Here is a 25,480-nt window from a genome sequence, read left to right as displayed (position 1 = left end):
TTTGAGTTGGACAGTTTAGGGCTCGTAATCACAGACTGCGTGACGCCAGTAATTATAAATGCAATCGGGTTTCAGATCTGTCTGCTCCCGTTTTTATTTCTGTTCTGAGCATGGCTTCCCGCCAGTGACAATACAAACCCCAGGCGTGCCCATTTTCTAGCAGCGGTTTGCAGGTATACAAACCTTCCTCTATGGAGTCAACTCGCCCTGCAACGAACAGTCGGACCGCACTGTTGAGTAACACTTGATTCGAAAAGGCTAAAGAAGCTATGCCTTGTAGCACTTCCTCCGTAATGCGCAGTTGTTCAGCGGGGGTCCAGTTATGCTCTGGTACCACCGAATCCAGTCCGTACATTTCCGGATCAATAACCTGTAATGATACCTCGCCGTTAGCAAGCAGGTAAGTCCGGGTCGGCCGATCGATGAACAGATCCTCCGATCCTTCGCTCCCTTGGACGATCAGAGCTCTGTGGTAATTCAGATTTTGTATGAGTTTCGCCGTCTTTTCGAACACGGTATTGTGGAAAACGCCGAATACAATATATGGGGAAGAACCGTAATCAACCAGTTTCTCGGCAGTATTCAGCACTGTGCGAAGCCCCAGTTCTTCGCGAATGGGCCGCATATCTCGCAGGGGCACACACCACTGTTCGGAGGCTACGAACAGTACACCAGTCAGCTTCGCGGCATGAACGGCGATTTCACGCGTCATGTTCCGGGGCGTTACTCCCATTTCCTGCAATAAAAGCGGGAGCGTAACACCCCATTTGGGAGGGAGGGGTGCACTACCATGCATCGTTACAGGAATTCCGCATGAGGCGAGTAGAAAGGCCGTTGCGAAGGTGGCAATAAATGAAGACTTCCTGCCATCATACGGACCGGCGAAATCAATACCTTTATGCATCGGGTAGCGATGGGTATATTTACGGCAGACGTTTACGAATGCTTCCAGCTCGCCAACACTCTCCATTTTAATGCGCTCCGCGGCAAAGAAAGCTCCGATTTGAGCAGGGGTTGCTGACTGGGTCATAATAAGTTCGGCAGCAGCTTCGGCTTCGGCGTAATTCAGATCCCGGGCGCCCCTTTTGCCACGACCCACTTCTTTTAATATTTCTATGATATTCATGTTCAGGCCCCTTTCAGATTTATGCTTTTAGCATTTGCTGTGCTTTGACGATGGAAATTGCCACATCAACGATACGTTTGCGTTCGTTCATTGCTTTTTTCCGCAGCACATCATATGCTTCCGCTTCCGGGATACCGTTTACTTCTCCAAGTATTCCTTTCGCCATATCAATCCATTTGCGTTCTTCCAACCGAGCGGTCAGTTGCTTGCGTTCACTTTGCCAGTGCTGGCGTTCAAAAAAGCGTTTGGCACTAAAATGAAGAGCCCAATTCAGCTCATGGGCTGCCATAGAAGGGGTTAGAATGCCATCAACAGTGACATCAGCTTCACAAGCCTCTGTCGATGATAACGCTGATTCTGCGCTGCACCACCAGAGCAACGGGACTGCTTTGGCTTGCTCCAGCCTGCCACCCCACATGCTGATCGTGCCGACAGGCATGTCTAGTACCGCCGCATCTGCATTAAGGATTAGCTGTTTGATTTCAGATTCATTGCGGCAGGGCAGAGTTAGGTATCCGTTGGATTCTAAAAGGTTTTCAGGTCCTGCCTGCCATGAGGAAACGGCGTGTGTCTGCTCAGATACATGGTCAGAATGTAAGTGAATTACCAACAAGGAACGCAAGCGGGCTCCTCCTCTCTGTAATATGAAGGGTAGTTAGCGATGGGGATGGTATTCATTGATAACAAATATGACATTGGATTTTATCCGTTTGCTTTATTTTTCCACCATCATCAAGTTAAAACGGACTTTTAAACCATTTTGGCGTGTTTTGGTCTGAAAATCAATCCTAATTTTGTAGGGGAGTGATATTTTATACGTCATAGACATGTTACATGGTGATAAAATATAATTTTTTATAAGTTAATGCGTAAGGAATGTTGACATATCATTTGAACCATTATATATTAGCTACAATACTTTTTAATTCCATACTCTGATGGATACAACGGCGTATTCGATGAAACGGCAATGGAGCCTGTTTTCTCATGTGGGGGATATTTTGAATCCCCATATGTGAAGCGGGCTTTTTATGTTTTGAGGATACAAATGGAAGGGGAGTGACCTGATGAACAATATCCAAAAGTTAGTGTTGATCGGCAACGGAATGGCGGGGATACGCACTCTCGAACATTTGCTGAAGCTTGCACCAGGTAGCTATGAGATTACGGTATTCGGGGCCGAGCCCCATCCAAACTATAACCGGATCATGCTGTCTTCCGTTCTGGCGGGAGGGGCTGGTTTGCAGGATATTGTCATCAACGACTGGAGTTGGTATGAAGACAACAATATTCGATTGTATACCAATGATCCTGTCACAGCTATCGACACGGAAAAGCAGCAGGTGACATCACGCTCCGGCGTATGCATCTCTTATGATTTGTTGTTGTTGGCAACGGGGTCTAAAGCCTTTATTCTGCCGCTTCCAGGGGCCGACAAGGATGGTGTTATCGGTTTCCGGGATATTCGTGACTGTGAAACGATGATGGAGACGGCGAAGACGCACAAAAAAGCAGCCGTCATCGGTGGCGGATTGCTTGGACTAGAGGCAGCCAGGGGGCTGCTTAACTTGGGGATGGACGTCACAGTTATCCATATTAACGGATATATTATGGATCGGCAGCTGGATGAGGCTGCTTCCCTTATGCTACGGCGCGAGCTGGAAGAGCAGGGAATGACATTTCTGGTCAATAAGCGGACGGCGGCTATAACAGGACGTCGCCGCGTGGAAGGGTTGAAATTTGCCGATGGCAGCGAGTTGGAAGCGGATCTGATCGTTATGGCGGTAGGCATCAAACCAGACATTGAACTGGCGGTGTCGGCGGGAATCCCTGTAAACCGCGGGATCATCGTAAATGATCACATGGAAACGAATATCCCCGGCATCTACGCCGTTGGAGAATGTGCAGAACACCGGGGAATCACTTACGGGCTGGTTGCTCCATTATATGAGCAAGGTGGTGTACTGGCTCAGCGACTCGCGGGAATGGAGACTCCCGGCTACAGTGGTTCAGTTACCTCGACAAGGTTGAAGGTATCGGGTGTCGACGTGTTTTCAGCAGGGGATTACAAGGATGAACCGGGAACACGTTCCCTGCGGTATCAGGATGATATTGGTAGCGTCTACAAAAAAATCGTAATCAAGGAAGAAAAACTGATCGGAGCCGTTCTGTTTGGGGATACGTCTGACGGAGCCATGCTGTTTTCGTTGATCAAAAGTGGCGAGTCGGTGGTTGGCCGAGAGAAAGAGTTATTACTTGGCTTCAATCCTGGTCAACCAGAAGCTAGTGGCTCCATGATGCTGGAGCAGATGCCTGATGACGAAATTGTATGTGGATGTAATGGTGTATCCAAGGGTGACATTGGAGAGGCGGTTGCGGCTGGCTGCCGGAGTGTCGGGGAGATTAAGGCATGCACAAAAGCATCGGCCTCATGTGGCGGCTGCAAGCCATTAGTGGAGGGACTCTTACAGCTATACGCAGGCGCAGAAGCCGGAGAAACGATGAAAGAGGGTATTTGTAGTTGTACGACGCTTGACCGGGAAGCGATCATTGATGGCATTCGGGAGATGGGATTAAAGAGTGTCAAAGAAGTGATGAATGTGCTGGGATGGAACGAACCGGAAGGTTGCACTAAATGTCGGCCGGCCCTCAATTATTATCTAGGTATGCTATGGCCACTGGATTATGAAGATGAGAAGGAATCCAGATTTACGAATGAACGGTACCATGCCAATATACAAAAAGATGGCACCTATTCTGTCGTGCCCCGCATTTATGGAGGAGTTACTTCACCTGCCGACCTGAAGAAAATTGCTGCTGTCGCGGAGAAATACAATGTGCCTCTGGTTAAATTTACGGGTGGTCAACGTCTTGACCTGCTTGGTGTGAAAAAAGAGGATTTGCCAGGGATCTGGGCCGAGTTGGATATGCCGTCTGGATATGCCTATGGAAAGACGCTGCGAACGGTTAAGACGTGTGTAGGTAATACCTTTTGCCGCTTTGGCACGCAGGATGCTATGGGGATGGGCATCCGGTTGGAAAAGGCATTTGAACGTCTGAATGCTCCATCCAAAGTCAAACTGGCTGTGTCCGGTTGCCCGCGTAACTGCGCTGAAGCGACGATCAAGGATTTGGGCGTCGTTGCTATTGACGGTGGCTGGGGGATCTACGTTGGAGGTAACGGGGGTATCAAGGTTCGGGCAGCTGAACTACTTTGTACCGTTAGAACCGAGGATGAAGTGATGGAATGGACCGGTGCCTATCTGCAGTATTATCGTGAGCAGGCCAATTGGAACGAACGCACAGCCCATTGGTTGGAACGGGTCGGAGTGGAATCCATCAAACAGGCACTTTCGGATGCAGAGACGAGGAAGCAACTGGTGACCAGAATTGAAGAGACATTAAGCACGACGACTGATCCGTGGCACGAAATTATTCACAACGAAGAGCTGCGCAAAAATTTTGTGCAGCTGCCGGAACTTAAGCCAGTAATGGAATAGGGGGCTGACAAAATGGAGACCAATACGACAACCAACAGAATCAGAATAGCTAATTTGAACGAAATTGACCGACGTGGAGCAAGGACAGTTCGCATTCATGATACAGAAATAGCTGTATTCCGTCTGAGCGATGGCAGCGTGCATGCACTTGAGAATCGTTGTCCGCACAAAGGGGGACGGTTATCCGAAGGAATGATATGTGGCTCAGCAATCCATTGTCCGCTCCATGACTGGAAAGTTGACCTTTCCACTGGCCGGGTGCAAGAGCCAGATACTGGATGTGTGACTGCTTACCCGACGGAGATTGACGGTGAGAGCGGGGCGGTTTATATCGTAATCTAAGAGTTCTATGCGTATTGTGCTGAGGTCCTGTTTTTTTTCTTCTATATAAATAGAAGGATTAAGGTGAAAAGCTTTGCTGAAGAAAAAATGACATTGTTAAATTACAATGATCTGAGTATACAGAAAAGTCGACCCTATCTTTCCGGGCGGCTTTTTTATCTTATAAGTATCATTTTGATTAAAAAACAGGATAACTGGATTTATCTCTAGACAAACAAAAAAGCCTTGAATATCAAGGCTTTTGACGAATAGGACGGATGGGGATCGAACCCATGACCCTTACCCTGTCAAGATAATGCTCTCCCGCTGAGCTACCGTCCTTCGGTTATTAGATAATATCATGTATTAACCATATATGTAAAGTGAAAAAATAGAAGTCAGCCTGTACTTCATGACCATTTATATATATAATTCGAATTTAGTGAGTTTACAAATTTGGAGTTAATGATAGGGGGAACAGGTGATGGCCGCAGAAATTATAAGTGTAACAACAGAGGAGCAGCTACAGGAGGCAATATCGATCCGTACCAAAGTGTTTGTCGATGAGCAAAAGGTTCCTCTCGATTTAGAAATTGACCATTATGACAAGCTGGGAGATACGGCCCATCATTTGCTAATTTGTGAACATGGTGAAATGGTGGCCACTGGTCGGTTGACATACTATGAGGAAGATACAGCTAAAATGCAACGTATTGCCGTTCTCAAGGAGCATCGTGCCGCAGGCTATGGACGTGTATTACTGCTAGCACTGGAGGAACGTGCACGTGAATTGGGGTTAAGATACTCGTTGCTAGATGCCCAATGTCAAGCCGAGAAGTTTTACGAAAAGCTTGGCTACGAGACGATCTCCGATGAACCTTTTGACGATGCGGGAATACCGCATGTTCGTATGCGCAAAAAGTTGTAGTCGGCAGCGCAAGGTGCATACAAATCTGTACAATGCGCATGCTAGTAAAAGTTCCTCCACTATACTATGGATAAGGAGCGATACAGCATGGCTAATACAGAACGGGAGCAAATTACAGCAGTACGTAAAAACGGGGATGGCGACCTTATGTCTTTTCAGACATCTACCGGTCGGATTTTAGATTATAGCCAGGCTTTGAATGAGATTGAGACAGGCTCAATTGCAGGCGTTAACGTTTTCAAGGCCAAGGATGGCAGCAAACGAATTCGGGGAGATGCCGACGGAGATCCTTCTAATAACCTGGATCAACTGCCATTGTTCTGACCTTAACTCGCAACACTAGCATTATATTTAAGAACAGCAAGCCGCCTGGCTTTCCTACAAAGGATAGCCAGGCGGCTTTTTGTTAATTGTTAAGCTGTATTTAGCATGCTACTCTGCACGTTCCAACTCTGCAAGTTGATATAATCGTTGCTGTTCCAGAAAGGACATGACGCCAGCTTTATCCCTGAATTGTTCCATATCATCACTATAGTGCATCAGACGAATCAACTCTTGAAGAGATGGCGCCAAGCTTAGCAGCTCGTCCAACGTCGTATGGACTTCTCCGGCACCTTGTAATTGAACCTCATGCAGAATACTCCGACATCCTCGTTCATGCACCAGATGATGAAGCAAATCAGGGTCAAAAACCATATCTGCACTATAAAAAAGGCGGTCATTTATGAATAAGGAATAACTGTTTTTACCAGGAATATGCCGTGTAGGGATCAGCTCCACCTGGATACCGGATACTAATGTAGTGGGCACGCCAGGCGTTATTACGTTTACCTCGAATACATCTTCAAGCTTGTCAATCATACCCTGCTGTGACATCCCGCCCTTGAGTGTATGCTCCCATAAAGGGTGGATTAGGGGTTCGGCGATATAAAGTAGAGGCTTGCGACGATGGAGAATGTTCATTTGAAAACCGAATTCCTCCAAACCTCCGACATGATCTGCGTGAATATGTGTGATTAAAATGGCGTCAATATCAGGCAAAGGAACGCGCATTTGGTGTAATGCTAACGAAGCGGTTGTACCACAATCGATTAGCAGTTTGCCTTCTCCGCTGTCCAGCAGCGCGTTGTTGTTGTAATAATGTTTGGCAAAGGCACTGCCTGTGCCAAGCATTTGTATCGTTAGGCTCATAATGGATCTATCCTCCAGACTTTGTGTACTAGGACATTCTACAGTCGTATTTTACCACCTATGCTGCTGGAACTAAAGATTTGGCTCCTTCTGTAAAAACTTTGGACAATTTGTGAAACACAGCGCAACTTGTGCGGCTGAGCTAGGTATAAATGTACGACAGAAGGTTTTTAACAGATGACGATGGAGGGATTAGTAGTGATGAAATGGAGAAGAGTGATGGCCCTAATGATGGCCTTTTCAATAATGGGAGGGACCGCCATTTCGGCGGAATCCGCCAAGGACCAAGTGCAGTTGATTATTAATGGAGAGGTGTCAAAAGATGGTGCAGTTGTCATTGATGGGAAGACTTATGTGCCCATCCGTGATTTTAACGGACTTGTAAATTTTGATCCATCCGGTGGAAAAGTTGTTTTCGACCAGCCTAACGTGCATATGTTCCTGTTCAAGGGAGATACTGTGTTTGGTAACGTGAATAAAGGCAATAAAGTGAAATTTAATGTATTTAGTCAAATTGATACCTTGAAAACAGATATCTCCGGAGTGAAGGTAGCGATCACCGACCCTTCGGGCAACGTGAAGGATATTCAGTCTCAAGATATCAAAGGAGCGCAAAAGGATAACTTCTGGTTCCGTACGAACGACTTTACGTATGATTTCAAAACAGCAGGGAATTACCGGGTTGGTTTCTATATTAAAGAGAGCAAAGACGGCAGCTATACCTTGGTGTCCGAAAAAGTCATTACAGCGATAAATTAGGCATACCACAAATTGACCTGCACCCTTGATCATGTTACGATACGGGGGAAAATAAAACAATTTGAAGGTAGGTATTTCCATGAGTGATCACAAACATGAACACGGTGAAGCCTGCAACCACGATCATGACCACGAACATGAAGAAATGGTTCTTACGCTAACTGATGAAAATGGTAAAGATGTAGAAATGGTGCTGGTAGAGACCTTTGATGTAGAAGATCACGTTTATGCTCTTCTGCTTGAGCGAGGCAATCCCGAAGCGGATGGCATTATTCTTCGTATGGAAGAAGAAAACGAAGAAATGGTGCTTTACAATATTGAGGACGAAGATGAGTGGAAACGTGTAGAAGCTGCATATAGCGAGCTTGTTGCCCAATACGAATAGAATTGGAAATAGCAGCTGTTATAAGCTCTTCAAGAAAAAAAAGCCCCCAAATAGGGGCTTTTTTTGTTAACTATCAACATATTTTGTAAGCATGTGTTGTCCGATCAATATTATGAAATAGCGTCAGTCTCGACGATAACCTTCACCTGATGTACTGTTCGGTCCTCAGGTCCTTTAACAGGCAGGCCTACTTCTACATGATCAACAATATAATCAATATTGTCCTGCGAAATAACTTCTCCTGGCAGTAAGATCGGAATACCCGGTGGATACACATAAATGAATTCTGCAATAATGCGACCAGCAGATTCCTTGAAGGGCACGATTTCCGTATCTCCATAAAAAGCGTCTCTTGGAATGAGGGAGAGCTGAGGGATATCTGGTATCTTTACAACCAGCTCATGCTCCTGACCTGTGGAATAGTGCAGAGAAGCCAGCTCACGCAGAGCTTTCAACAAAATTTCAATTTCCTCTTTGGTATCCCCAGGGGTCACCAAACAAAGAATATTGTACATATCGCTAAGTTCAACCTCGATATTATAGTGATCTCTCAGCCAATTTTCCACATCGTATCCGGTAAGGCCCAAATGGCGGATATGAACCGTAATTTTGGTTGGATCATAATCGTAGGTAGCTTCCGTGCCGAGAATTTCACTACCAAAGCAATATAGCCCTTCAATCTTGTTAACCTCTGAGCGGCAATATTCAGCCAAATCAAGGGCGCGTTGTGCTATTTCATGACCGTTAAGGGCCAGATTACGTCGGGATGTGTCTAACGAAGCCAACAGAATATACGAAGTCGACGTTGTTGTCAGCATACTGAAAATCGTTTGTACACGCTGCGGATTAACGAATCCGTTTTTCGTATTTACATTCAGGATTGAGCTTTGAGTCAAGGAACCACCCAGCTTGTGAACGCTTGTAGCTGACATGTCTGCTCCCGCCTCCATGGCGGACATCGGTAGATCAGAGTGAAAATGAATCAGTACTCCATGAGCCTCATCGACCAGGACCGGCACATTATAGCTGTGAGCGAGATCTACAATTTCCTTCAAATCGGCGCACACACCGTAATATGTCGGGTTGATAACAAGGACGCCCTTGGCGTCAGGGTGGCGTTCCAATGCCCGGCGTACGGACTTGGTTGTAACCCCGTGGTGAATACCGAGATTCTCATCACTGACTGGAGAAATGAATACCGGCTTCGCACCAGCGAAGATAATGGCAGACATTATAGATTTGTGTATGTTTCGGGGTACAATAATTTTATCACCAGGCATGCAAATCGACATAATCATGGTGATGATGGCTCCGCTTGTCCCCTGTACACTGTAATACGTATAATCAGCTCCGAAGGCCTCTGCTGCAAGCTTTTGAGCTTCTTCGATGACGCCTGAAGGCTGATGCAGATCGTCCAATGGAGCGATGTTGATCATATCTATGGAAAAGGCATTATCCCCCATAAATTCGCGAAATTCCGAATCTGCTCCCACTCCCTTTTTATGACCTGGGATGTGAAATTGAACCGGGTTGCTCTGAGCATGCTTTTTCAAAGCAGTAAAAAGCGGGGTGTTGCTTTGATTCATTAGTGTTGTCACAACCTTTCGTGCAGGATTTCGACAATCCTGTGCAAGTGATAATAGAACAAAATTGAGTATAGCAGTTTAAAGTAGGAATGCAAGCGATTGAGGGCGCATTTATTTGCGAAAGAGTGGAGTAGGCGGAGAACCCGGTCTTTATAGCCAAAAAATGAAGGTGGAGGATGTGGATTAGATGAGACAAATAGGACGAAAAAAAGCTCCGCAGCGGTTGTGGGTTCCTTTCTTTACTAAATTATGGGTTTTGGTATTTCTGGTCGAATTTATGAAAGGATCACTTCTGGTATCCATCCTGCCGGTATATATGGGAGAAACGCTTGGTTTGTCGGCCGGGATTATTGGTTTGGCCTTTTCACTTCAGTATTTTGGAGACAACGCGTTTCGGGCACCGGCGGGCTGGATGGCTGAACGACTCGGCTACCGTGGAACGATGTCGACCGCGCTGTTGTTTACACTTGTAGCGATTATTATGCTGAGCGTACTGACAGAGCCTGTGTGGCTCGTCGTCGCGTGTCTGCTGCTCGGTCTAGGTACTTCTCCGCTCTGGCCTTGTGTTATGACCGGAACGACTGAAATGTCCGGGCCTAATAACAGCAATGGCGCGGCGATGGGTACACTGGAAATTGCGTCTATGGGCGGAACGGGATTGGGCCCGCTCATTATGAACTTCGCCATATCCCACTATGGACATTCTTACGGCATGGTGTTCATGATGTTGATAGGATGCAGTATTGTGTTGTTGTTGGTTGCTCTGATGCTGCCAGGACCGAAAAGGTCTGCTGACAAAGATGACCTCAAACAGAGCGCTCTAGTGTCGTCTGATGGGTACATAAAGCAGAAGCGGGGGACTCTAAGGGGAATCCAAGAGACGATCGGCGTACTCAAAACAAAGCTTAACGTCAATCCGTTAATTTACCCGGCGCTGTTTTTGCAGTCTTTTGTTATCGGTTTGATCAGCCCAGTACTTACGCTATACGCTCGGACGGACCTTGGGATTTCACCGAACTTGTACAGCGTGCTCCTGATTGCAGGCGGTGGGGTGACTGTGCTGGCACTGATCCCTTGCGGCAAATTGGTCGACCGACTTGGAACGGAGTATTTTCTACATGTTGGCTTTTTGTTAGCCGGAATTACGCTGTTTTTCTTCTCAATCGTTCGATCTATTCCGCTGGTGTTTGTATCCGTAGCGCTTATTGGTTTGGGATATGCGCTCATTTTGCCTGCATGGAACACGTTTCTTGCCCGACTGATTCCGGAAAACGAGCGAGCAACGGTATGGGGCTTTTTTTTAACACTTCAAGGCTCCGGCATGGTTATAGGCCCGCTCGTTTCAGGAGTGCTATGGGACCGTGCTGGACACACAGCTCCATTTATCATCAGTGGGGTCGTGATGCTGCTCATGTTTGGCTGCCACTTGGCTCTGGCGCGGAATCCACGCAGGAAGACTGTGGAGGCCTGAACAGCGCCTTGAAAAGCAGCGAGGGCTACTCTTTTGAGAAAGACATTCGGTACAGCGGCAGCAAATGCTCAAAGGTGGAACGCACCGTCTGCAGCAATGCTGCTCCGTCACTGGCGAGAGGGTCATTACGATCAATACGGAGCCCACACATGACCTCGGCTTTTTTTACCTGTTGCAGCTTGTGGATGATCGTTTGAAACTCTTCAGTGTCCATGTGCTGCTGTTCTGTACCTTCTGGAGCCATATGATCCATGGACCAGTAAAAATGGCCCGGTATGTTAGAGCGCACATCGCTCAGGTTGGCTTCAAGCGCCTGGGCAAACGTTATTTTATTGGGACTTTCATAAATGACTGCGAATATGACGAAAATATGGGAAGCAAACATACCTACCTCGAAATGGGGCAACGCCTTATACCCGCGCTTATTTGCCGCCCAGGCTACCCATGTATCTATCGGGGGATTGACTTTGCGTCGTGCATGCTTGGCAACGTGAACATACATAGGCTCCCCACATAAGTCTGTTAGAAATGGAGCTAATTCCTCGCCAATCGCTTCCAGCTTGGGCCGAATCTGCTGAATCAGCACTTCCATACGAGGCTCCAACCCCGGTATTTCAAAAACATCGAAGTCCTTTGCAGTAAATCCACTAAATGTCATTCCTTTTCCTCCTGTAAATGGGTTAAGCCATGTCGTGTGGCGTAATATGTCCGATTATAGCATAATGTCAGCGGGCTTGACCGACTTTAGGCCAGGCTCGGTACAAGCATATAAGGCAAAAGTAGGATTGTGCGCTGTTACTCATAAAAATAGGTCAAATAACCAAGTACCCTTACATAAAATGAAGTATAAAATAGAGCAAGGGAAGATCAAGCGGGAAAGCCGCAGGCTTGCTGTAGCCGGACTTCTTGAATCGGACTTGAAAAAGGAGGGAATGCCGTGAACAAGGGCTGTGAGGTAGAATATTGCAATCTAGAGCTCCGGTTTAGCCGTCGGCATATCCATAATCTGATCAAGGATTTGATATCGGAAGGGTATTCGCTGTACTGGAGCGAGGATGAGTCGTATCTGGTTTTGTCGGTGAGAACCGGGCGCAAGCTGGTGAAGCTCCGTTTTCAACAATTGCGCACAGGACACTACAAGCTGGCTGGAGATTATGTAATTCGCGATGCCAAGCTGGCTGAGTGGCTGGAGAAGCTGATTGGAAGCACCCGGGGCCATGCCATTGTCAAAAGAGTCAAGGACCATCATATTTTAGTAGAAAATATTTTGTTTGGTGAGGTCATTCGTCTGGTCGAGGTTACAGGCTTTAAGCAGCGTGTTATTTATCAGAAGGGACCGGTGCTGTCAGCACAGGAAATGGAGGATATGTACGCTTCCAATGAAGGAGAAACCCGACTGCTGCTGCTTAAAATGGAAGTGGACGATGCATTGGAGAAGCTGTTCACAGCGATGACAGATGGAGATAAGGCTGAAATCGGGAATTGCCATGAGCGCCTGCAAACGCTATCCCACCAACTGCTGATGATGGAAGCGTAGTACATCTGAACACCTCATGTAAATGGGGTGTTTTCATCTGTGAATAGACAGGGGTTCACTTCTTACACCAAAAACGTTAAAATAGAAGTGCACGTATTCCGATTCACATAAAGTGTAATGCGGTAAAGCGGCGATATAGAAGACAAAATATGTTGCAAAGGATGAGGAACCAGATGGCAAAACAGCAAATTGGTGTGATCGGCCTGGCGGTAATGGGTAAGAATTTAGCCCTTAATATTGAGAGCAGAGGCTTCACTGTCTCGGTTTTTAATCGTTCTCCAGAAAAAACGCACGATCTTATCAAAGAAGCAGAAGGTAAAAAACTGACGGGTACTTTCTCCATTGAAGAATTTGTGAACTCATTGGAATCGCCCCGTAAAATCCTGATCATGGTTCAAGCTGGTAAAGCTACAGATGCCACGATTGAACAGCTTGTGCCTCATCTGGACAAGGGCGACATTATTATAGACGGAGGCAATGCCTACTTCCCTGATACACAGCGCCGCAGCAAGGAGCTGGAGGAAAAAGGACTTCGCTTTATTGGTACAGGCGTGTCCGGTGGTGAAGAAGGTGCCTTGAATGGTCCTGCGATCATGCCGGGTGGACAAGAAAGTGCCTATAAACTGGTAGAGCCGATTCTAACGGCAATCTCTGCTAAAGTGGAAGGCGACCCATGCTGTACATATATCGGTCCCGACGGTGCTGGTCACTATGTAAAAATGGTGCATAACGGTATCGAATACGGTGACATGCAATTGATCGGTGAAGCGTATCACCTGTTAAAATCAGTCCTAAACGTGAATGCAGAAGAGCTGCATGAAATCTTCACGGAATGGAATAAAGGGGAACTGGACAGCTACCTGATCGAAATTACAGCTGACATCTTCTCCCAGTACGATGCTGAAACAGGCAAGCCAATGGTAGATGTTATCTTGGATGCTGCAGGTCAAAAAGGTACAGGTAAATGGACAAGCCAAAGCGCTTTGGATCTGGGTGTGCCATTGTCCATGATTACTGAATCTGTATTTTCCCGCTTCTTGTCTGCTATGAAAGACGAGCGCATTGCGGCAAGCAAAGTGCTGAGCGGTCCTAATGCTGAGTCCTTCAGTGGCGACAAGAAAGAATTTATCGAAAGCGTACGTAAAGCACTGTTTGCAAGTAAAATTGTGTCCTATGCTCAAGGTTTTGCTCAAATGCGTGCAGCTTCCGATGAATATGATTGGGATTTGAAATACGGAAAAATTGCTATGATCTTCCGCGGCGGTTGCATTATCCGCTCGCAATTCCTGCAAAATATCAAGGATGCATATGACCGCGATCCTGCCTTGAAAAACCTGTTGCTGGATTCTTACTTCAAAAATGTAGTTGAAACGTATCAAGATGCATGGCGTCAAGTGATTTCCGTGGCTGTATCCCAAGGTATTCCAGTGCCTGGTTTCTCCAGCGCGCTTGCATACTATGACAGCTACCGCACTGAGCGTTTGCCAGCAAATCTGTTGCAAGCACAACGTGACTACTTTGGTGCTCATACGTTCAAACGTGTGGACAAAGAAGGCGTATTCCATCATCAATGGTTCTAATGAACGAACGGATATGTATGAATAGCATTATGTAATACAACGGAAGCTTTTTTGCCCTATGGGTAGAAGAAGCTTCCGTTTTTTAATTTATAATTATGGATACGATTATGATGGCAGTAGAGGATTGTGTAATCTTTTGGCGCTATGTTATGATAGGGACAAAATATTTTAATGCATTACCGCGTCTAAGCTTTGAGTTAAAACAAAAAAGACGGGAAGGTTCCCGTCTCTTTTGTGAAGTAGGTATTCTATTGCTCCTGTGACCATTGCAGCATGCCGCCAGTCATGTTAGTACAGCCTTCATAACCTAGCTGCTGTAGATATTCGCAGGCTCGTTCACTGCGATAACCGCTCCGGCAAATAAAGATAATTTCACCGGTGCGTTCAATTTCTTCAAGACGACCCGGAAGCTGTCCGAGCGGAATGTGCTTGGCACCTTCAATCATGCCTTCCGCTACTTCTTCCGCTTCGCGGACGTCAATTAGTTGCAATTGCTCTCCTGCTTGCAGACGTGCGCGCAACTCAGAAGGTTCAATCAGGGCGATTTGCGTCATGGCCGGACCTCTTTTCTGATATATAATGGGTGCTACGTATGTTTTTGACGTGTGCAAAATGTCACACACACTCTATGTATGATAGCTAAGCTATCTCTAGGCTGTCAATCGGCTTAATCCTGAAGGCAGGTATAGATTAAATAACCGACGGGATTCACTCGGGTGACCTAGATTAATATTTCTTATTTTTTTGGGTGGAGAAATGAGCTACAACTTGTATAATTAACGTATAATAGGATGGTTGAACCGAAAAGGAGCATGTACATTATGGATGTTATCGTTAGACCTACCCCTTCCTTGCAAGGAGAGATTGGGGCCCTGTCCTCTAAAAACTACACTACTCGTTATCTGCTCACTGCGGCACTTGCTGAGGGACAAAGTACCATTTATTATCCTGCCCATAGTGAAGACAGTGATGCTATGCGTCGTTGTATCGCCGATCTGGGTGCAGTACTGGAAGAGGATGATGAAAAAATAGTTATTACAGGTTTTGGTAGCCATCCTCAAGCTGTGAAGGAATTGAATGTGGGAAATGCAGGAGCGGTGCTCCGTTTTTTGATGGGTATTGCATCTCTATGTCCGGATGTTACATTTGTTAATACATATCCCGACTCATTGGGCAAAAGACCACATGATGATCTAATCGATGCACTGGGGCAATTGGGTGTGAAAGTAGACCATCGTGAAGGTAAGTTGCCAATTCGTATTCAGGGTGGTCAGGCGAAAGGCGGTAAAATTCAGGTGTCCGGCTCGGTTAGCTCACAATATTTGAGCGCCCTGCTATTCCTTACGCCTTTACTGGAGGAAGACAGTGAAATCGAAGTGCTGCATGATTTGAAATCCAAGGTGGTCATTGGGCAGACTCTGGAGGTATTGCAAGAGGCTGGTATTATCATTCATGCAAGCGATGATTATATGTTTTTCCGTGTCCCGGGACGGCAATCCTATCAGCCACGTACGTATACGGTACAGGGAGACTATCCAGGGAGTGCAGCGGTGCTGGCGGCTGCTGCAGTAACGAATTCCGATGTTACCATCCATCGTCTTAAGGAGCAGAGCAAACAGGGAGAACGCGCTATCGTAGATGTGCTGCGCATGATGGAAGTACCACTGACACATGAGAACGATACCGTCGTTGTGAAGGGCAATGGTCGATTGAAAGCAGTCGAATTTGACGGTGATGCTGCAACAGACGCTGTGCTTGCAATGGTGGCTGCGGCTGTATTTGCTGAAGGCACGTCCCGTTTTTATAACGTGGAAAATTTACGATATAAGGAATGTGACCGCATTACCGATTATTTGAATGAGCTGACCAAGGCTGGAGCTCAGGTAGAAGAACGCCAAGCGGAAATTATCGTACATGGCAGACCGGAGGGTGTCGAAGGTGGCGTGGAAATTAATGCGCATTTTGATCACCGTGTTATTATGGCCTTGACGATTGTTGGTTTGCGCGCACAGAAGCCGTTAGTGATTAAGGACGCACATCATGTCGCCAAATCGTATCCGCAGTATTTTGACCATCTAACGACGCTTGGTGCTTCTGTAGAATGGGTAAAATAAAAACAAACGAAGATGCGAATAGGAGGGAACAGGATGGCTTTTGAAAATCCGTCGAGAGAAGAGATTAAAACCATTTTGGAACAAGTAGGCAATATAGCGGTTGTTGGTTTGTCTGATAAATCAGATCGAACTTCTTATATGGTTTCTTATGCCATGCAGAAGCGGGGATACCGGATTATTCCGGTTAACCCTGCAGCGGCAGGGCAAACGATCCTTGGGGAGACTTGTTATGCCAGTCTTGCTGAAGTACCTGAGCCTGTGGAGCTGGTCAATGTATTCCGCCGCAGTGAATACTGTGCAGAGGTTGCGCGTGAAGCAGCTGCTATTGGAGCTAAGGTTTTGTGGCTTCAACAGGGAATTATAAGCCAGGAAGCCGCTGACATTGCGCAGGAGCATGGAATGACGGTTATTATGGACCGTTGCATTAAGGTGGAGGACTCAGTGACCCAGGCTGTGCGTAAAGGATAAACATGGATCAGTAATCTGTGCTATACGCAGATGAATAAAAACCTTCTTCCCTTGCTTCACAGGGTTGAAGGTTTTTGGTGCGAAATGAGGAATATGGTACAGTATATTATCCTCTCAGGAATTCATATAATGTATGTATGCCTTGTTGATGAAATGGATCTAAACGGATTCATAGTGTTATCTTGTGATGATAAAGCTTTGGACCTGTAGTAGCGTAAATAAATATTTTGGCAGATGGAATCATTGCTTTGACAAAAGTATTTATTCGGCTTACCATCAGGGATAGAAAGGAGAGGAATGCCATGAATTGGCTCGGATCCTTACAACAGCTCGGTCGTGCTGTCATGCTCCCGACGATGGTGCTACCAGCCGCTGCAATATTGCTAAGTCTCGGCAGCCTTCCTTGGTCGACATGGGGATTCCCCATGGTGTCTGATATGGCAAATGCGGCGGGACACGGGATTTTTTATTTTTTGCCATATTTATTTGCGGTTGGTGTTGCCCTGGGTATGTCGAATCAGGCAGGTCAGGCGGGACTGGCAGCATTGGCTGGTATGGCTATATACGATCAGGTCACATTGAGATTTGGAAACGGACTCATTCAACCGGCGACGCTCATTGGTATCATTTTGGGGGTCATTTCAGGGGTGGCCTATAATCGCTTCAAAAGCATCAAATTGCCCGAGGTGCTTCAATTTTTTGGAGGTACCCGATTTGTTCTGCTGCTTATTGGTCTCTTCTCGGCTGTGTTTGCAGGACTCATGCTAATTATTGCCCCACTCATACAGAGAGGGCTGCAATTTATAGTAGGTTTGGAATCGAGCTTGGGCGGCTTTGGACTGTTTATCTACGGTATTCTATACCGACTACTGGCGGCCTTTGGTCTTCACCATCTGCTTAATAATATTTTTTGGTTTCAACTGGGTACATATAAAACACCGTCTGGTAACGTTGTGCAGGGAGATTTACCCCGGTTTTTTGCTGGCGATCCGACAGCGGGCTATTTCATGTCCGGGTTGTTCCCCATTATGATGTTTGCGATCCCTGCCATTGCGCTGGCGATCATTCAGGAAGCGCGTGAAGATTTGAAGCCAAAGGTGCAAAAAACATTTTTGACTGCTGCGCTTGTTTGCTTTTTTACTGGAGTGTCGGAACAGATTGAGTTTGCCTTTTTGTTTGCTGCTCCTTATTTGTTCCTCGTGCATGCAGTTATGTCTGGGCTGGCCATGTGGCTTACCTTTGAGCTGGATATTCATCACGGATTTTCCTATTCGGCGGGTTTTATAGATTATGTCCTTAATTTTCATCTCTCACATAACGCCTGGTTGTTAATTCCAGTGGGAGTCGCGTACGGGCTTGTGTATTATGTACTGTTTCGATGGGCTATCCGGCGGTTCCGTATTCCAACTCCTGGACGCGAGGAAGGTTCGGTTCTGGAGGATTGGGCCGGCAATATTCCTTATAGTGCTCCGCTTATTTTGGAAGCACTTGGCGGGAAGGAAAATATTGTGCAAGTAGAGGCCTGCATCACACGTTTGCGGCTGACCGTCCACAATGACAGGCTGATTGATACCGGAGCGATGAAGGCTTTGGGATCGGCTGGGCTTATCAATCTGGGTGGGGGTAATTTGCAGGTTGTATTCGGAACGTATTCAGAACTGATTCGTGAGGAAATCGCGAAGCTGATGGAGCGTGATCTCCCTCAAATTTTGTTCAACGCTCCTGTACATGGAAAAATGCTACCGATTCATGAAGTGCCTGACAAAATTTTTGCGACGAAGCTGGTTGGGGACGGTGTTGCTTTTGTTCCTGAACGCGGTGAACTTGTTTCTCCGGTGTATGGTACTGTGATGCATTTGTATCCGACCATGCACGCTTTAGGCATCTCCACACGAGAAGGACTTGAAGTTCTACTTCACATCGGGATTGATACTTCACAGCTAAAAGGGAATTTTACTGCTATGGTAGAAGCAGGCGATACGGTGGAACCGGGGCAATTGCTGATCAAATTTGATTTGCAGGCGCTACGAGAGCAAGCTCCATCGCTGGTGACTCCTATGGTCATCACGAATCCGGATCGCGTCAAGTCGTGGAGCTTTGCTCCGTTTAAAACAGTAAAAAAAGGTCAGGCCTCGGTAATGTCCGTTGTGCTGCATGACAGGAATGTTGGAGGGGTAGAAACATGATAGAAGGCATCGGCGCCGCAGCAGGTGTGGCAATCGGGAAGGCATTTGTCCTGCCGAGCTGGGAGTGGGATTTACCTGATCAAAAAATGGATGCGGTAGATCTTGCAAAGGAATTTGAACGTTTGTATGAAGGGATACGCACATCCAAAAGTGAAATCCAGTTTATTAAGGATGAGTTTCGAGAGATGGTGGGGCCAGAAGAATCCAGCATCTTTGATGCTCATCTTGCGATATTGGAAGATCCGGAATTCATGAATGAAATTCGTGGAATTATTGAGCGTCAGTACAAGGCGGCCGAGGTGGCCGTGAAGGAAGCCATTGATCATTTTGTGACAATGTTTGATTTACTGGACGATGAATATATGAAGGAGCGGGCAATCGATATCAAAGATGTGGGGAACCGGCTGCTCAAGCATTTGCTGGGTGCACCGGAGGTGACTCTTCCCAAGGACACACAGCCCTATATTCTGGTAGCCAAGGAGCTCTCACCCTCCCAGTCGGCACACTTGAATCCTAGCTATGTTTTAGGGATTGTAACTATGAATGGTGGTAAAACTTCGCATTCTGCGATCATGGCCCGTGCACTTGGGATTCCACTCGTTTCAGGACTGGAGAGCAATCTGAATTTGCCCGTTCAAACGGGAGACATAATGGTTGTGGACGGAGACCTGGGCAAAGTTTATGTGAATCCGGAAAAAACGGTAACTGATCATTATAAAATTTTGCGCGACGAGCAACGACGTAGAAAAGAGCAGCTTCAGGTACTTGCTTCTGTAGATGCCGTGACTAAGGATGGAACCACCCTGAGGCTGGCGGCCAATATTAGTTCGATTAAAGAGCTGGAGGCAGCTTTGAAGCATGGCGCTCAAGGTGTAGGACTGTTCCGCACGGAATTTTTATACATGGATCGCAAATCTGCTCCAGATGAAGAGGAACAGTATGAAGTATATCGGCTGATAGCAGAAAAGGCAGGAAACCACTCTGTGGTCATCCGTACCTTGGATATCGGTGGAGATAAGCCGTTGGACTATCTTCAACTACCAGAGGAAGAAAATCCTTTTCTGGGTTACCGTGCTATACGGATCAGTCTGGATTGGAAAGAATTGTTTAAAACCCAGTTGACTGCAATTTTGCGAGCCAGTGCAATGGGAAATATCAAGGTAATGTATCCGATGATCTCATCTGTAGAGGAGGTCCGCCAGGCAGATGCTCTTTTGAAGGAGGCTATGGCGGATTTGGATGCAAGAGGGCTTGCCTATAATCCGAACATTCAGCGAGGAATTATGATTGAGGTACCGGCTGCAGCGATGATCGCTGATTTATTGGCAGCTGAAACCAATTTTTTTAGTATCGGAACGAATGATCTGGTTCAATATGTGCTGGCTGTAGACCGTATGAATGAGCAGATTGCACATATGTACCATCCATACCATCCAGCTGTACTTCGAATGCTGCGCATGACTGCACAAGCGGCACATCAAGCAGGAATTGATGTGAGTGTATGTGGTGAGATGGCTGGAGATGAACGGTCCGTTCCGCTTTGGCTGGAACTGGGGATTCATCAACTCAGCATGTCTCCCCAATCTTTATTGCGGGTCAAGCATCGTGTGCTGAATACGACTGCATCTGAGGCAACGACGGTCGCTCAGGTTTGCTTTGGCATGTCCACTGGTGCAGCGATTGAAGACAAGCTGACTGCAGCTAATGTCAGCTGCACTCCGGCCGGGCCTGGACGGCAGTAATATGTAATGTCCGCAAAGCTTCGCAATTAGCATACACTTTTGGGGGGAGCCAAAAACTCCATACTGTTAGACTTGTCGTGACAAACCTTAATGGCGTAGCATGGTTTGGACGAAAAAGAACCTTCAAAACCACCTCATTCATGGTTTTGAAGGTTCTTTTTTCATCTTGTTGACAGTCTGTTGTGATTACGGTTTAGGTGTTATCTGCTAACAAATCGCAGAACGCTTTTCCGTAAGGTGGAAGATCGGGCGGCCGACGAGCAGAAACAATATGCCCATCCGTCACAACAGCTTCATCCTTCCAGGTAGCTCCTGCATTTTCCATATCATCACGAATACCTGGTGTGGAAGTTACCGTAACACCATCCAAAATTTTAGCAGAAATCAGTACCCAGCCTGCATGACAGATTTGTCCAATCGGCTTATGAGCAGCATGAAACTCCTGTACGAGTTGAATGACCTTGGGATAACGGCGCAGTTTATCAGGTGCCCAACCGCCAGGGACAAGAATCCCGTCATAATCACTGCTATTCAGTTCCTCAAAGGCATATTCCGCTTCAGCAGGTACGCCATATTTTCCAATATATTTTTTACCCTTTTCCGCACCGGCTAAATGCACTTCTGCACCTTCTTCACGAACACGGTAAATTGGATACCACAGCTCCAGATCCTCGAATTCCTCATCCACTAGGGCGATAACCTTTTTTCCGGCAAGTCTTGACATCCAACCATCCTTTCGTGCGTCACATGATGACACCTCTGTTTTGTAATCTGTACTTTTACATCTTAAGAAAAAGAACGCCCGAAGTCCATTCCTTCGCAGATTCTTATGTTAGTAGTCTGCTCTTTGACGGCAATTGTCGTCATTTTCTGACCCGCCAAAGCTTTGGTAATTTGTTCATAGCTGCAACGTGTGGAAGGATTTGAAGTCCCAAAGTCGAAATAAAACAAGGTATGATAGATTTAATGGAGTTAACAAATATTTATTAGACTAGTAGATAGATATATTTGGATTCTGATGAGATCCTCGTATAGTTTGATCCTACGTAATGAGGTGGTTAAATGCAAAAGCAATGTCAATGTGGCAAACCGATGGGACTGGAACTGCGAAAGGTAATCTATGCGGACAAGGTTGAAATTTTGCACGTCCCTGTATTCTCATGCTCGTCATGCTTTTCCAGTGAGGTTTTGCAGCATGTGACGAAGGACATTAAGGCACTATTACAAAGTCTAGGGAGCAAACCTACGGCGCGGAGAATTTCTTTTGCTCGCAACAATGAACTGGCAGAAATCATTCGCAAGCTTGTACTGGAGGAAGCGGACAATCCCAATGTAGATTGGCAATCTGCTTTGGAGGAGCGGATGGAGCTTCGAATTAATCTCTTACTGGATCTTTATCGCTATGCGAGAAGTCTGGGAGACGAAGATTGGATGAATGATGTAGAGAAAAAATTGGTCCAATTATCCGGTTTTACCAGTGAATCGGTATTTACAAATACAAAAAACTAAAAAATATGAAAATTTTCATGGTCACCATTGGATTTTACATGTTCTTTTTGTTACGATGGGAATAGGCCATACGACAAGACACAGAAAGGAATGTATATCCAATGGCGACGATGACAAAAATGACTACTGTTCAACAATTAGATACGGCTCTGGAAGCGTCATCAGACAAGCCGTTGCTTCTCTTTAAACATAGCACACGTTGTCCGATAAGTGCAGGCGCATATCAGGAAGTGGAGTCCTATTTGCATGACGCTCCCAACGAAAATATTGAATACGGTATCATTTATGTAGTAGAAGATCGGCCGGTGTCCAATGAAACCGCGGACAGGCTTCAGGTGAAGCATGAATCCCCGCAGGCCATTTTAATCAAGGGCGGAGAAGCTGTTTGGCATACATCCCATTCGAATATTACAGCCCGTGCACTCCACGATCATCTCACATAGATAGAATGTGTGCTGTCGTTGCATAAAGTAGTATTTTGTCGTATCATGGTTCTAATTAGTTGATCTAGGATTCGGTTGAAAATTTATTGGCAATGGAGAGAAGGAATGTGACGGTAACGATCTATGATGTAGCTCGCGAAGCTGGTGTCTCAATGGCCACAGTGTCCCGCGTAGTTAACAATAATCCTAATGTGAAACCTCAGACCCGCAAGAAAGTGTACGAAGCGATTGAACAATTGGGATATCGCCCAAATGCGGTCGCTAGAGGTCTGGCCAGCAAGAAGACAACGACCGTCGGCGTGGTTATACCGGATATATCGAACTCAATTTTTGCAGAAATTGCACGCGGTATTGAGGATATAGCGAATATGTATCACTATAATATTATTTTGTGTAATGCCGACAAGCGAAAAGAAAAAGAGATTCGTGTCATCAACACATTGCTTGAAAAGCAAGTGGATGGTCTTCTGTTCATGGGTGGTACAGTAACGGACGAGCATATTCAGGCGTTCCATACAGCTGCGGTCCCTATCGTTCTATGTGCAACGAGTGATGAAAAAGGAAGCTATCCTTCGGTCGATATTGACCATGAAGCGGCTGCTTTTGATGCAGTAAACACGTTGATCCGCCATGGACACCGTCAAATCGCAATGATCAGTGGTACGCTTCAAGACCCTGCAAACGGTTATGCACGTTTCCAAGGTTACAAGAGAGCATTGGAAGCAGCCGGAATTGATTATCAGGAGGATCTGGTGCGAATCGGGAACTACCGTTATGAATCTGGTGTTGAAGCCATGAAATATTTTCTCGGCCTGAAGAAGAAGCCAAGTGCGATTTTTGCTGCAACGGATGAAATGGCAATTGGTGCGATCCATAGTATTCAAGATGAGGGATTGAAAGTTCCTGATGATTTTTCGGTAATCAGTGTTGATAATATTCGTATGGCCTCTATGGTTCGTCCTCAGCTGACAACCGTCGCGCAACCGATGTACGATTTGGGTGCGGTAGCGATGCGTTTGCTGACCAAGCTGATGAAAAAGGAAAACGTGGAGAACCCTCGCGTTATTTTGCCGCATGAAACTATTTTGCGGTTGTCAGTTAATTATTTAGACTAGACGCAGTGCTGAATAGGATATACCTTCGATGAAAGCTCCTTTGATGGAGCTTTTTTCGTGGATATAAAGCTTCTTCTGGACATCATCATCAAACTAAGAATAGAGGGATGCGTAATGAGCCGACTTTATGGATTAATGGGTGCTATGGATGAAGAGATTGAATTGCTGCTGGCAGCGATGACGGAAGCGAGTAAGACGGTCAAGGCTGGAATCACTTACACTACAGGAATCATTCACGGGCAAAGAGTCGTCGTCTGTAAATCCGGTGTAGGCAAGGTTAATGCGGCGGTAACAACACAAATCCTGATTGATCATTTTGGTGTAGAACAGATTATATTCACGGGAGTGGCAGGGGCGGTTCATCCTGATTTAAACATTGGAGATATTGTCATCTCATCAACATGTATGCAGCATGATATGGATGTAACGCCTTTGGGTTATGCCAGAGGGGTCATTCCTTATCAGGACACCTCAGAGTTTGTGGCTGATCCCGAGCTTGTAAGTCTAGCTGAGCAAGCCTGCAAATCGTTTGGCGATCGGTATATTGTCGGCAAGGTACTTTCTGGCGATCAATTTGTTGCACATCGTGAGTTAGTGACTGCATTGCATCAGGAAATGGACGGCGCTTGTACCGAAATGGAGGGTGCGGCTGTGGCTCAGACAGCTCATATGAACGCTGTGCCTTATGTTGTACTACGATCTATGTCAGATAAGGCTGATGGATCGGCCCACGTTAATTATGCTGAATTTACGGTAGAAGCTTCACATCGTTCGCATCGTATTGTGGAGTTCATGCTCAAGCATTTGGGCTAATGGTATAATTTTTTTAATACATGAATCTTCGGACAAATCGGATATGGTCAAACTGCTCTTGTGATGCGAGGGGCACATCCTTTCCCATTCGTACCATCAGACAGTTAGCAGGATGTGAGCATATTTCAGGATCATCCGTGGCGTACCAGACCATATCTACAGTTTTCATTAGACGCTCCATCATGCGGCGGTATTCCCATACGGAGAGACCGCTGCCTTTTAAATCCCAATGCCAATAGTATTCGGTCGTAAAAATAATATAGGATTCAAGCTGTCCATCCTCAAAGGCAATCCGAATCATTCGGCTACCCAGGCCCAGACCACGATAGTCATTGGCTACCTCAACAGCTCCGAGTTCCAGTAAATCCTTCATGCCAGCTTCCGACCAGCGCTCCATCTCATCTGGGTAATGAAAAGTAACATATCCCAAAAGGGTTTCCCCGTTGTGGGCAATGATAATTCTGCCTTCTGGCAGTTCCGAAATATCCACCAACGCGTCGAATTGCTCCCTTGGTTTGCGAAAGGCATCTAATTGCTTGTGCATTTGAAATGAACGCAGTTGATCCGCAGATACGGGGCCTTCTACATAGATTGTTTGTCCGTTATGATCCAGCGTATCCGAGTGGTACAGTTTTAAATGCTGCATACGTACGCCCTCCTTGTTCGCCATGAGCTCGTTCCTCATATCCCATACTTATAGCAAAAA

Annotated in this window: 25 protein-coding genes and 1 tRNA gene; 17 read left to right on the top strand and 9 right to left on the bottom strand. The window is 46.2% G+C overall.

Annotated features, from left to right (window positions below):
* Positions 1 to 52: 52 nt before the first annotated feature.
* Complete coding sequence (locus tag MHH57_RS15660) at positions 53 to 1,126, bottom strand: anthranilate phosphoribosyltransferase (protein WP_029517670.1); 1,074 nt, start codon at positions 1,124 to 1,126, stop codon at positions 53 to 55.
* A 19-nt stretch (positions 1,127 to 1,145) separates the two neighbouring features.
* The gene (locus tag MHH57_RS15655; RefSeq protein ID WP_029517669.1) at positions 1,146 to 1,748 is read right to left on the bottom strand and encodes an ANTAR domain-containing protein; all 603 of its coding nucleotides are present in this window, start codon (positions 1,746 to 1,748) and stop codon (positions 1,146 to 1,148) included.
* A 445-nt stretch (positions 1,749 to 2,193) separates the two neighbouring features.
* Between MHH57_RS15655 and nirB the strand changes: the two genes are divergently transcribed.
* Complete coding sequence (gene nirB, locus MHH57_RS15650; RefSeq protein ID WP_241113302.1) at positions 2,194 to 4,626, top strand: nitrite reductase large subunit NirB; 2,433 nt, start codon at positions 2,194 to 2,196, stop codon at positions 4,624 to 4,626.
* Positions 4,627 to 4,638: 12 nt separating this feature from the next.
* Positions 4,639 to 4,968 carry a nitrite reductase small subunit NirD gene (gene nirD / locus MHH57_RS15645; RefSeq protein ID WP_029517667.1) on the top strand — a complete coding sequence of 110 codons (330 nt, stop codon included), beginning with the start codon at positions 4,639 to 4,641 and terminating at the stop codon, positions 4,966 to 4,968.
* A 249-nt stretch (positions 4,969 to 5,217) separates the two neighbouring features.
* On the opposite strand, the gene MHH57_RS15640 is transcribed toward nirD, so the two are convergent.
* Positions 5,218 to 5,289 (bottom strand) — tRNA-Val (locus tag MHH57_RS15640).
* 142 nt (positions 5,290 to 5,431) lie between these two features.
* Between MHH57_RS15640 and MHH57_RS15635 the strand changes: the two genes are divergently transcribed.
* Both MHH57_RS15635 and MHH57_RS15630 read left to right on the top strand, forming a co-directional pair.
* Positions 5,432 to 5,875, top strand: a complete 444-nt coding sequence (locus tag MHH57_RS15635) for a GNAT family N-acetyltransferase (RefSeq protein WP_029517666.1) — start codon at positions 5,432 to 5,434, stop codon at positions 5,873 to 5,875.
* A gap of 87 nt (positions 5,876 to 5,962) precedes the next feature.
* Entirely contained in the window at positions 5,963 to 6,199 is a 237-nt protein-coding gene (locus MHH57_RS15630) for a DUF3892 domain-containing protein (RefSeq protein WP_069010570.1), read from the top strand.
* Positions 6,200 to 6,307: 108 nt separating this feature from the next.
* On the opposite strand, the gene MHH57_RS15625 is transcribed toward MHH57_RS15630, so the two are convergent.
* The gene (locus tag MHH57_RS15625; protein WP_069010571.1) at positions 6,308 to 7,066 is read right to left on the bottom strand and encodes an MBL fold metallo-hydrolase; all 759 of its coding nucleotides are present in this window, start codon (positions 7,064 to 7,066) and stop codon (positions 6,308 to 6,310) included.
* A 201-nt stretch (positions 7,067 to 7,267) separates the two neighbouring features.
* Between MHH57_RS15625 and MHH57_RS15620 the strand changes: the two genes are divergently transcribed.
* On the top strand, positions 7,268 to 7,825 hold the full coding sequence (locus MHH57_RS15620; RefSeq protein WP_013310940.1) for a hypothetical protein: 558 nt from the start codon (positions 7,268 to 7,270) through the stop codon (positions 7,823 to 7,825).
* A gap of 79 nt (positions 7,826 to 7,904) precedes the next feature.
* The gene (locus MHH57_RS15615) at positions 7,905 to 8,210 is read left to right on the top strand and encodes a DUF1292 domain-containing protein (protein ID WP_007431055.1); all 306 of its coding nucleotides are present in this window, start codon (positions 7,905 to 7,907) and stop codon (positions 8,208 to 8,210) included.
* Positions 8,211 to 8,320: 110 nt separating this feature from the next.
* Here MHH57_RS15615 and MHH57_RS15610 read toward each other — a convergent pair whose 3' ends face one another.
* Positions 8,321 to 9,796, bottom strand: a complete 1,476-nt coding sequence (locus MHH57_RS15610; protein ID WP_029517663.1) for an aminotransferase class I/II-fold pyridoxal phosphate-dependent enzyme — start codon at positions 9,794 to 9,796, stop codon at positions 8,321 to 8,323.
* Between the two features lie 187 nt (positions 9,797 to 9,983).
* Between MHH57_RS15610 and MHH57_RS15605 the strand changes: the two genes are divergently transcribed.
* Complete coding sequence (locus MHH57_RS15605; RefSeq protein ID WP_165150293.1) at positions 9,984 to 11,267, top strand: MFS transporter; 1,284 nt, start codon at positions 9,984 to 9,986, stop codon at positions 11,265 to 11,267.
* Between the two features lie 25 nt (positions 11,268 to 11,292).
* Here MHH57_RS15605 and MHH57_RS15600 read toward each other — a convergent pair whose 3' ends face one another.
* Positions 11,293 to 11,925, bottom strand: coding sequence for a DUF1054 domain-containing protein (locus MHH57_RS15600; RefSeq protein ID WP_165150291.1), 633 nt, complete (start codon positions 11,923 to 11,925; stop codon positions 11,293 to 11,295).
* 279 nt (positions 11,926 to 12,204) lie between these two features.
* On the opposite strand from MHH57_RS15600, the gene MHH57_RS15595 reads away from it, so the two are divergent.
* A complete protein-coding gene (locus MHH57_RS15595; RefSeq protein ID WP_039270817.1) occupies positions 12,205 to 12,804 on the top strand; it encodes a hypothetical protein in 600 nt (199 codons plus the stop codon).
* Positions 12,805 to 12,977: 173 nt separating this feature from the next.
* Positions 12,978 to 14,384: an NADP-dependent phosphogluconate dehydrogenase gene (gene gndA, locus MHH57_RS15590; protein WP_013310934.1), complete on the top strand. Its 1,407-nt coding sequence runs from the start codon at positions 12,978 to 12,980 to the stop codon at positions 14,382 to 14,384.
* A gap of 248 nt (positions 14,385 to 14,632) precedes the next feature.
* Here gndA and MHH57_RS15585 read toward each other — a convergent pair whose 3' ends face one another.
* Positions 14,633 to 14,938, bottom strand: coding sequence for a rhodanese-like domain-containing protein (locus MHH57_RS15585; protein WP_010345522.1), 306 nt, complete (start codon positions 14,936 to 14,938; stop codon positions 14,633 to 14,635).
* A gap of 267 nt (positions 14,939 to 15,205) precedes the next feature.
* Between MHH57_RS15585 and aroA the strand changes: the two genes are divergently transcribed.
* From aroA to ptsP, 4 genes are all read left to right on the top strand, one after another.
* On the top strand, positions 15,206 to 16,498 hold the full coding sequence (gene aroA, locus MHH57_RS15580; protein ID WP_165150279.1) for a 3-phosphoshikimate 1-carboxyvinyltransferase: 1,293 nt from the start codon (positions 15,206 to 15,208) through the stop codon (positions 16,496 to 16,498).
* Between the two features lie 33 nt (positions 16,499 to 16,531).
* Positions 16,532 to 16,966: a CoA-binding protein gene (locus MHH57_RS15575; RefSeq protein WP_029517656.1), complete on the top strand. Its 435-nt coding sequence runs from the start codon at positions 16,532 to 16,534 to the stop codon at positions 16,964 to 16,966.
* Between the two features lie 302 nt (positions 16,967 to 17,268).
* Positions 17,269 to 19,152 carry a glucose PTS transporter subunit IIA gene (locus MHH57_RS15570; RefSeq protein WP_023989337.1) on the top strand — a complete coding sequence of 628 codons (1,884 nt, stop codon included), beginning with the start codon at positions 17,269 to 17,271 and terminating at the stop codon, positions 19,150 to 19,152.
* Entirely contained in the window at positions 19,149 to 20,894 is a 1,746-nt protein-coding gene (gene ptsP / locus MHH57_RS15565; RefSeq protein WP_029517655.1) for a phosphoenolpyruvate--protein phosphotransferase, read from the top strand. Before MHH57_RS15570 ends, ptsP begins: the two co-directional genes overlap by 4 nt.
* Positions 20,895 to 21,087: 193 nt before the next feature.
* Here ptsP and MHH57_RS15560 read toward each other — a convergent pair whose 3' ends face one another.
* Positions 21,088 to 21,618 (bottom strand): type 1 glutamine amidotransferase domain-containing protein, encoded by a 531-nt coding sequence (locus tag MHH57_RS15560; RefSeq protein ID WP_029517654.1) that lies wholly within the window; start codon positions 21,616 to 21,618, stop codon positions 21,088 to 21,090.
* A 338-nt stretch (positions 21,619 to 21,956) separates the two neighbouring features.
* On the opposite strand from MHH57_RS15560, the gene MHH57_RS15555 reads away from it, so the two are divergent.
* From MHH57_RS15555 to MHH57_RS15540, 4 genes are all read left to right on the top strand, one after another.
* Complete coding sequence (locus tag MHH57_RS15555; protein WP_039270826.1) at positions 21,957 to 22,403, top strand: hypothetical protein; 447 nt, start codon at positions 21,957 to 21,959, stop codon at positions 22,401 to 22,403.
* 101 nt (positions 22,404 to 22,504) lie between these two features.
* A complete protein-coding gene (gene ytxJ / locus MHH57_RS15550) occupies positions 22,505 to 22,846 on the top strand; it encodes a bacillithiol system redox-active protein YtxJ (protein ID WP_069010576.1) in 342 nt (113 codons plus the stop codon).
* Between the two features lie 107 nt (positions 22,847 to 22,953).
* Positions 22,954 to 23,961: a catabolite control protein A gene (gene ccpA, locus MHH57_RS15545; RefSeq protein WP_029517652.1), complete on the top strand. Its 1,008-nt coding sequence runs from the start codon at positions 22,954 to 22,956 to the stop codon at positions 23,959 to 23,961.
* 114 nt (positions 23,962 to 24,075) lie between these two features.
* The gene (locus MHH57_RS15540; protein WP_029517651.1) at positions 24,076 to 24,774 is read left to right on the top strand and encodes a 5'-methylthioadenosine/adenosylhomocysteine nucleosidase; all 699 of its coding nucleotides are present in this window, start codon (positions 24,076 to 24,078) and stop codon (positions 24,772 to 24,774) included.
* A 13-nt stretch (positions 24,775 to 24,787) separates the two neighbouring features.
* On the opposite strand, the gene MHH57_RS15535 is transcribed toward MHH57_RS15540, so the two are convergent.
* The gene (locus MHH57_RS15535; RefSeq protein ID WP_209949559.1) at positions 24,788 to 25,420 is read right to left on the bottom strand and encodes a GNAT family N-acetyltransferase; all 633 of its coding nucleotides are present in this window, start codon (positions 25,418 to 25,420) and stop codon (positions 24,788 to 24,790) included.
* Positions 25,421 to 25,480 lie beyond the last annotated feature (60 nt).

Origin of the sequence: Paenibacillus sp. FSL H7-0442 (genome assembly GCF_038593105.1) — a bacterium.
Taxonomy (GTDB): domain Bacteria; phylum Bacillota; class Bacilli; order Paenibacillales; family Paenibacillaceae; genus Paenibacillus; species Paenibacillus polymyxa_D.
Note: the sequence above shows the minus strand (reverse complement) of the source record. Positions and strands in the feature narration are given on the sequence as shown.

What these genes read in the sequence shown, in the direction of transcription:
- MHH57_RS15660 (WP_029517670.1), bottom strand. Translation starts at nt 1,126, where the DNA reads ATGAATATCATAGAAATATTAAAAGAAGTGGGTCGTGGCAAAAGGGGC.
- nirB (WP_241113302.1), top strand. Translation starts at nt 2,194, where the DNA reads ATGAACAATATCCAAAAGTTAGTGTTGATCGGCAACGGAATGGCGGGG.
- nirD (WP_029517667.1), top strand. Translation starts at nt 4,639, where the DNA reads ATGGAGACCAATACGACAACCAACAGAATCAGAATAGCTAATTTGAAC.
- MHH57_RS15635 (WP_029517666.1), top strand. Translation starts at nt 5,432, where the DNA reads ATGGCCGCAGAAATTATAAGTGTAACAACAGAGGAGCAGCTACAGGAG.
- MHH57_RS15630 (WP_069010570.1), top strand. Translation starts at nt 5,963, where the DNA reads ATGGCTAATACAGAACGGGAGCAAATTACAGCAGTACGTAAAAACGGG.
- MHH57_RS15625 (WP_069010571.1), bottom strand. Translation starts at nt 7,066, where the DNA reads ATGAGCCTAACGATACAAATGCTTGGCACAGGCAGTGCCTTTGCCAAA.
- MHH57_RS15620 (WP_013310940.1), top strand. Translation starts at nt 7,268, where the DNA reads ATGAAATGGAGAAGAGTGATGGCCCTAATGATGGCCTTTTCAATAATG.
- MHH57_RS15615 (WP_007431055.1), top strand. Translation starts at nt 7,905, where the DNA reads ATGAGTGATCACAAACATGAACACGGTGAAGCCTGCAACCACGATCAT.
- MHH57_RS15610 (WP_029517663.1), bottom strand. Translation starts at nt 9,796, where the DNA reads ATGAATCAAAGCAACACCCCGCTTTTTACTGCTTTGAAAAAGCATGCT.
- MHH57_RS15605 (WP_165150293.1), top strand. Translation starts at nt 9,984, where the DNA reads ATGAGACAAATAGGACGAAAAAAAGCTCCGCAGCGGTTGTGGGTTCCT.
- MHH57_RS15600 (WP_165150291.1), bottom strand. Translation starts at nt 11,925, where the DNA reads ATGACATTTAGTGGATTTACTGCAAAGGACTTCGATGTTTTTGAAATA.
- gndA (WP_013310934.1), top strand. Translation starts at nt 12,978, where the DNA reads ATGGCAAAACAGCAAATTGGTGTGATCGGCCTGGCGGTAATGGGTAAG.
- MHH57_RS15585 (WP_010345522.1), bottom strand. Translation starts at nt 14,938, where the DNA reads ATGACGCAAATCGCCCTGATTGAACCTTCTGAGTTGCGCGCACGTCTG.
- aroA (WP_165150279.1), top strand. Translation starts at nt 15,206, where the DNA reads ATGGATGTTATCGTTAGACCTACCCCTTCCTTGCAAGGAGAGATTGGG.
- MHH57_RS15575 (WP_029517656.1), top strand. Translation starts at nt 16,532, where the DNA reads ATGGCTTTTGAAAATCCGTCGAGAGAAGAGATTAAAACCATTTTGGAA.
- MHH57_RS15570 (WP_023989337.1), top strand. Translation starts at nt 17,269, where the DNA reads ATGAATTGGCTCGGATCCTTACAACAGCTCGGTCGTGCTGTCATGCTC.
- ptsP (WP_029517655.1), top strand. Translation starts at nt 19,149, where the DNA reads ATGATAGAAGGCATCGGCGCCGCAGCAGGTGTGGCAATCGGGAAGGCA.
- MHH57_RS15560 (WP_029517654.1), bottom strand. Translation starts at nt 21,618, where the DNA reads ATGTCAAGACTTGCCGGAAAAAAGGTTATCGCCCTAGTGGATGAGGAA.
- MHH57_RS15555 (WP_039270826.1), top strand. Translation starts at nt 21,957, where the DNA reads ATGCAAAAGCAATGTCAATGTGGCAAACCGATGGGACTGGAACTGCGA.
- ytxJ (WP_069010576.1), top strand. Translation starts at nt 22,505, where the DNA reads ATGGCGACGATGACAAAAATGACTACTGTTCAACAATTAGATACGGCT.
- MHH57_RS15540 (WP_029517651.1), top strand. Translation starts at nt 24,076, where the DNA reads ATGAGCCGACTTTATGGATTAATGGGTGCTATGGATGAAGAGATTGAA.
- MHH57_RS15535 (WP_209949559.1), bottom strand. Translation starts at nt 25,420, where the DNA reads ATGCAGCATTTAAAACTGTACCACTCGGATACGCTGGATCATAACGGA.